This window comes from Pseudomonas sp. K5002, assembly GCF_013386655.1.
Lineage (GTDB): Bacteria > Pseudomonadota > Gammaproteobacteria > Pseudomonadales > Pseudomonadaceae > Aquipseudomonas.
The window spans coordinates 1-1,392 of sequence record NZ_JACARK010001145.1 but is presented as its reverse complement, the minus strand read 5'-3'; the positions used below and the strand labels follow the sequence as shown (position 1 = coordinate 1,392).

The following is a 1,392-nucleotide window of genomic DNA, read 5'->3' as shown; positions in this document are numbered from 1 at the left end:
CTTGAGCATCGGGAAAATCGTGCCGACGGTCTTGCCAATTCCGGTAGGCGCCTGGGCCATCAGGCAGCGGCCGGTGCTGACCGCCTTGTAGACCGTTTCCGCCAGGGCGCGCTGGCCCGGGCGAAACGCCGCATGGGGAAAGCCCAGGGCAACCGCTGCGGCATTGCGGGCTTCGCGCTGGTGCATTTCCTGTTCGGCCCAGCCGAGGAACAGGGCGCATTGCTGCACGAAGAATGCCTGCAGGTCGTCAGCCTGAAACCGTTGGCTGAGCAGCGTCTCGTGCTCGCCAACAATGTCGAAGTACACCAGCGCCAGGACAATCTCCGACAACCCGAGCTTCTGGCACATCAACCAGCCGTAGACCTTGACCTGTGCCCAGTGCAGTTGCCGGTGGTTGGCCGGTTGTTTGTCCAGGTCGCCGCGATAGGTTTTCACCTCTTCCAGCTGGTTGCGGTCCGGGTCGTAGCCATCCGCCCTGCCCCGGACTTTCAACTGGTGGTATTCGCCCTCCAGCGCGACTTCATTCTGGTAATGGGCGCTGCGCCGCGAGGCCACCGTGCGGTGGCCGACAATCCCTTCCTGGGCACTGGGAGACGGGGTAAAACGCAGGTCGAGGTCGCCGACCTTGGCGGTGAATTCACATAATGCACGCACCGCGACGCTGTAGCTCAAGCGGCCTGCCCCGCCCAGCGCACATAACACACAGTGACGGGCATCTGGTGTTCGCCGCAGAACTCCAGCCAGCGCAACTGGTTGTCCTGCAGGCGATCACCGGGGCCTTTGACTTCGATCATGCGGTAGGTTTTTTCTTCGGGCCAGAACTGGATCAGGTCGGGCATGCCGGCGCGGTTGGCGCGGATATCCAGCAGCAGGCGTTCGAACCAGTGGCGCAGGTGCGCCGCAGGCAGGCAGTAGAGGGCCTGATCGAGCAGTTCTTCGCTGAGCACGTTCCAGAACACGAAGGGTGACTGGATGCCCCATTTGTCTACATAACGCTGGCGAATGGTGTGCTTGTAGCGCCCATCGTCCAGTTGGCCCAGGCACTCGGCGAACAGCTCGGCGCGCCGCAGATGAAAATCCTCGCTGTGCAGGTCTACCGGCCCGCGCTGGAACGGGTGGAAAAACGACCCCGGCAACGGCGCGAAAATCGCCGGCCAGCACAGCAGGCCAAACAGCGAATTGATCAGGCTGTTCTCGACGTAATGCACGGGTGCACCATGGTCGCTGAGGTGCGCCTGTACGCAATACTCCACCGACATCATCGGTTCCGGAGCCGGCAGTTCGAGGTCCAGGCGCACGATCTCGCGGGGTTTTGCCCTGGGCAGCGCCGGCTCGCCGAGCTTGCGTCGCAGCCTGGGTATCACGCGCAGCAAGTGCTGCTGTTCGGCAGCG

1 protein-coding gene and 1 pseudogene are annotated in these 1,392 nt (G+C 63.1%); both read right to left on the bottom strand.

All coding sequences use genetic code 11. From position 1 onward, the window contains the following. Window positions 1-672 (bottom strand): annotated as a pseudogene (locus HX846_RS34200) (ATP-dependent DNA helicase); the annotation flags it as partial. Then, window positions 669-1,392: VRR-NUC domain-containing protein (locus HX846_RS34195; protein WP_178967148.1), on the bottom strand; the 724-nt coding region annotated here is incomplete at its 5' end. The gene HX846_RS34195 and the pseudogene HX846_RS34200, both read right to left, overlap by 4 nt.